Consider the following 265-nt stretch of genomic DNA (forward strand, 5'->3'; position numbering starts at 1 on the left):
ATAATCGAAGATGTAGAGCAAAAGTATTCCATTTGAATTGGTAAAAACATACAAATAACAGAAATAGCTGATTTAATTTAAATTTCCCTATTGGCTTGTAACCCTTGATTTAGTTGGTATTCCTCTGATCTGTAATTATTACCTCGCTGTTATTTAAAGAAAAAAAATTGAATATCTAATTTCGGAACTATATAATCATCTCAGCATTAAAATGTTGTTACAAAACATTTCAAAAATAAAAATAAAATGTTTCAGGATGAATTAC

It is taken from the genome of Pseudoalteromonas tunicata (genome assembly GCF_002310815.1).
GTDB lineage: Bacteria > Pseudomonadota > Gammaproteobacteria > Enterobacterales > Alteromonadaceae > Pseudoalteromonas > Pseudoalteromonas tunicata.